The organism is Limosilactobacillus albertensis (assembly GCF_014145555.1).
GTDB lineage: Bacteria > Bacillota > Bacilli > Lactobacillales > Lactobacillaceae > Limosilactobacillus > Limosilactobacillus albertensis.
In genome coordinates this window covers 1-4,209 of sequence record NZ_JACIVD010000052.1, presented here as the reverse complement: position 1 = coordinate 4,209, position 4,209 = coordinate 1, and the positions used below count along the sequence as shown (strand labels likewise).

At 34.3% G+C, this 4,209-nt stretch carries 4 protein-coding genes and 1 pseudogene; 2 read left to right on the top strand and 3 right to left on the bottom strand.

Going from position 1 to position 4,209, the window contains the following annotated elements; translation table 11 throughout:
- Window positions 1-19: 19 nt before the first annotated feature.
- The 3 genes and pseudogenes from H5S41_RS02725 to H5S41_RS02710 all read right to left on the bottom strand — a co-directional run bounded on the left by H5S41_RS02725 (window position 20) and on the right by H5S41_RS02710 (window position 2,303).
- Entirely contained in the window at window positions 20-988 is a 969-nt protein-coding gene (locus H5S41_RS02725; protein ID WP_085720378.1) for an IS30 family transposase, read from the bottom strand.
- 488 nt (window positions 989-1,476) lie between these two features.
- A pseudogene (locus tag H5S41_RS02715) lies at window positions 1,477-1,581 on the bottom strand (transposase); the annotation flags it as partial.
- Window positions 1,582-1,718: 137 nt separating this feature from the next.
- Window positions 1,719-2,303 carry a M57 family metalloprotease gene (locus tag H5S41_RS02710; RefSeq protein ID WP_182602244.1) on the bottom strand — a complete coding sequence of 195 codons (585 nt, stop codon included), beginning with the start codon at window positions 2,301-2,303 and terminating at the stop codon, window positions 1,719-1,721.
- A gap of 517 nt (window positions 2,304-2,820) precedes the next feature.
- Here H5S41_RS02710 and H5S41_RS02705 point away from each other — a divergent pair.
- Both H5S41_RS02705 and H5S41_RS02700 read left to right on the top strand, forming a co-directional pair.
- Window positions 2,821-2,997 (top strand): hypothetical protein, encoded by a 177-nt coding sequence (locus H5S41_RS02705; protein WP_182602241.1) that lies wholly within the window; start codon window positions 2,821-2,823, stop codon window positions 2,995-2,997.
- Window positions 2,998-3,221: 224 nt separating this feature from the next.
- Window positions 3,222-4,190 (top strand): IS30 family transposase, encoded by a 969-nt coding sequence (locus tag H5S41_RS02700; protein ID WP_085720378.1) that lies wholly within the window; start codon window positions 3,222-3,224, stop codon window positions 4,188-4,190.
- The last annotated feature ends 19 nt before the right edge of the window (window positions 4,191-4,209 follow it).

Here is a 4,209-nt window from a genome sequence, read left to right as displayed (position 1 = left end):
CCCGAAATGTCAATTTAAATTAGAAAAATGTTGAAAGCTGTTCATCTGTGACGTGACTTAGGAATACTTCAAGTGGTGTGCGGTAGTGAAGTGACTTCCGTGGAATAGTATTTCGTTTGTGCATCAGCTGGGTGATTAGTTCATCTGGTAAATTACGGAAGTCTAATCGTTTACTGAGACCGTCACGACGTAAGATACCATTATTGTTTTCATTCAGGCCGCGTTGATTGGGCGCTCCAACCTCCGCAAAATAAGTATGAAGATCATGTTTATTGGCAATCTCACGCCAGCCCGCGAATTCCTTACCATTATCAAAGGTAATCGACTTAACGAAATGACGAGGTATTTTAGAAAGCCATTTATCCAAGTGATAGTTAACTGCTTCATCAGTTTTACGATGAACGTTAAGCACAATCATCACCTTAGATTGACGTTCCACCAAGGTCATGACCGCACCACGATGAGCTTTTCCTTGAACAGTATCAGCTTCAAAGTGACCAAACTCGTGTTGGTAGTGAGGAAAATCATGGTATCGCTGGTAAATACTCCGACCGAGATGCCCCGCCTTACCACGTCGTTCGACATAGCCATTGGGGTGTCGCTTGCCTTTCATCGGTAATTGCTGGACGGCAAAATTGTACTGTCCACGAGCAAACATCCGATAAAGTGTCCGCATACTACAGCTAATTGTCCGTTCTGCTCGACCAATGATCGTATCAGGTGTCCAGCCCGCTTTAACCTGCTCATTGATGTAGCTGATCTCATCCTTGGCTAGCTGAGCCTGCTTACGACCACAACGCTGCTTATTCCGTTGGTAAGCCTTAAGATACTGTGCAATGGTCTTACCGCTATCAAGAAATCGATAGACTCGGTAAATAGTTTCTTGGCTTCGTTTAAGCAGTTTAGCAGCTTGATAAGCCTTCGTACCTTGGTGCCAAAAATTAGCTATGAGGGTTAGTTCACGTGTGGTAAGATGTTTATAAGTCATTTGTGATGTTCCTTTACTTTTGTTTGTGGTTATTCAAAAGTCTATCACAAATGGCTTTTTTATTTTTCTAACTTAATTTTACAAACGGCGTTTTTAAGAATTGATTGTTTATTTGCGTAAAAAAACACCTCCCACATTCTCGTAGGAGGCGCTGATATCCATCAATACCAGTTCTTATATAATGTCAAGTACTAATTATTATAAATAATTGTATATACTAAAAGTACTTCAAAATTCAATATTTTTTGAAGCCTAATACTATATAAATGCAGATACATTTAATGGGAATCTTTTGTATAATCGTAAGTTTGATTAGTGCGAACCAAATTTATGATAGTCCTATTTAAATGATTAGCACATGCAATAAGAGCCATCAAATTATGCTTAGAATATGGTGGCTCTTTTAGTTTGTAATAGTAATCTATTAAGTGATTTTTTATACGGCCTTTATTTCTTAACATACTCCTAATCGTTTCAAATTCTACCAATCAAGCGTAGGTGTTACCCCGTCTATTTATTGAATCTCCCTTTATATTCTGGCCGGATTGATAGCGATTCAAATCAATACCTACAAATGCATTTAGTTTTTTATAGGTTCCAAATTTAAAAAATCAAAAATTATGGTCCGGTTTTCTATATCAAAGACTAGAAATTTAATAGTTATTTCTCAGTCTCATTTAATTTACGCCTATTAAAAGGAAATGAAAAAGTCATTACCTTTTTATAAGTACTATTTAGGAGTATTATATATTGCTCTTAACGCTTTTATATCATTAGGCTGGATTAGTTTTTCAGTTGTAATAGGATACATTAGTGAATTTTTGTCTGATTCATTATGATTTAAGCCAATAGCATGTCCGAGTTCATGAGCTATTGTATGAACTTTTTGGAGAGTATTGTACTTTTCAAAGAAGTAATCATTTAAATAAATATCTTGTGTTGGTATAAAATAACCGGATTGATTATCTACGTTTGAATAAGTAAGACCACTTGTTTTTGCTCCAGGATCAAAATTTTTATAAATGATGATATCAGCATTTGTTGGATCATTTATAAGAATAAACTTAAATACGTTTGTTGAATTCCAATCTTTAATAGCAGTTACAATATAAGGAGTTAGTTGTGAACTGCTAGAATCTATAAAGACTTTTGCTGTAGGCTTTTTCCATTTTCTAATGGATTTATTATATCCTTTATAATTATCAATTTTTACATAGTTAAAGGTATTATCGGTTATTGAAGCGGATATATTGTTAGTGAAAAAACATACATTTATAAATGAAAAACAACCAATAATTAAAACTATTTTTTTCAAAAGTATCATTCCTTTTAATTAGATATTATTTGTATTGTATATAATATGAGTAACAATATCTATTATTTGTATTATAATAATGCTTGTTAATATAAGTTTAATGTTGAAAATAAGATCTGGAAACTTAGAATTGTCGTAATTTAATTAGCTTCTACTTTTAAATAAAATTGTTATTTATTGGCTAATTTTTAAGATGGATCCCTAATATTTATATTTAGCTAGTTAAAAATAATATAATTAATTTTCTAATAATAATTCTAATAGGTAAATAATACTTTAATAAATAAACGGTAGTTTGAAGTTATAACGAATTGAGTAGTTCAAACTAGTTCCCTGTTTCAAAATTCTTTTAAAGCACTTTATAAATTTAATTATATTTTAGTGAAGGAAATTTATAGTTTAGAGTGATTTCTAGTCTTCGATTATGTAAATTAAAAATTAAGATTAGTAGCTATAAATATGGTAAAAGAATATAATCTATAAAGATATTATCTTTCGAAAGGAAGTAGATGGTTATATGTGGATACAAATGGGTTTAGATTTGAACAATCAATTTTATCAAGAAATTAACCGACAAAATACTTTTTACTTTTGGATAATTGGAATTGTTCTTACTGTATCGATAGCAATAACTGCTTTCTTTGGCGTTTTGCAGTGGCGTTTATCTGATAAACAGATTGAAAAAATGAAATAGGTATAAAAGAGAAGTTAATTAATGAATATGATCTTGATAAATTAGAAAATAGGTTAGCTATATTAAACAATCAGGTTAATGAGCTAATGAAAAAACAAGAGCAATTAACTCAAGTACATGGATATATTTTGATTCGCCGTTTGTAAAATTAAGTTAGAAAAATAAAAAAGCCATTTGTGATAGACTTTTGAATAACCACAAACAAAAGTAAAGGAACATCACAAATGACTTATAAACATCTTACCACACGTGAACTAACCCTCATAGCTAATTTTTGGCACCAAGGTACGAAGGCTTATCAAGCTGCTAAACTGCTTAAACGAAGCCAAGAAACTATTTACCGAGTCTATCGATTTCTTGATAGCGGTAAGACCATTGCACAGTATCTTAAGGCTTACCAACGGAATAAGCAGCGTTGTGGTCGTAAGCAGGCTCAGCTAGCCAAGGATGAGATCAGCTACATCAATGAGCAGGTTAAAGCGGGCTGGACACCTGATACGATCATTGGTCGAGCAGAACGGACAATTAGCTGTAGTATGCGGACACTTTATCGGATGTTTGCTCGTGGACAGTACAATTTTGCCGTCCAGCAATTACCGATGAAAGGCAAGCGACACCCCAATGGCTATGTCGAACGACGTGGTAAGGCGGGGCATCTCGGTCGGAGTATTTACCAGCGATACCATGATTTTCCTCACTACCAACACGAGTTTGGTCACTTTGAAGCTGATACTGTTCAAGGAAAAGCTCATCGTGGTGCGGTCATGACCTTGGTGGAACGTCAATCTAAGGTGATGATTGTGCTTAACGTTCATCGTAAAACTGATGAAGCAGTTAACTATCACTTGGATAAATGGCTTTCTAAAATACCTCGTCATTTCGTTAAGTCGATTACCTTTGATAATGGTAAGGAATTCGCGGGCTGGCGTGAGATTGCCAATAAACATGATCTTCATACTTATTTTGCGGAGGTTGGAGCGCCCAATCAACGCGGCCTGAATGAAAACAATAATGGTATCTTACGTCGTGACGGTCTCAGTAAACGATTAGACTTCCGTAATTTACCAGATGAACTAATCACCCAGCTGATGCACAAACGAAATACTATTCCACGGAAGTCACTTCACTACCGCACACCACTTGAAGTATTCCTAAGTCACGTCACAGATGAACAGCTTTCAACATTTTTCTAATTTAAATTGACATTTCGGG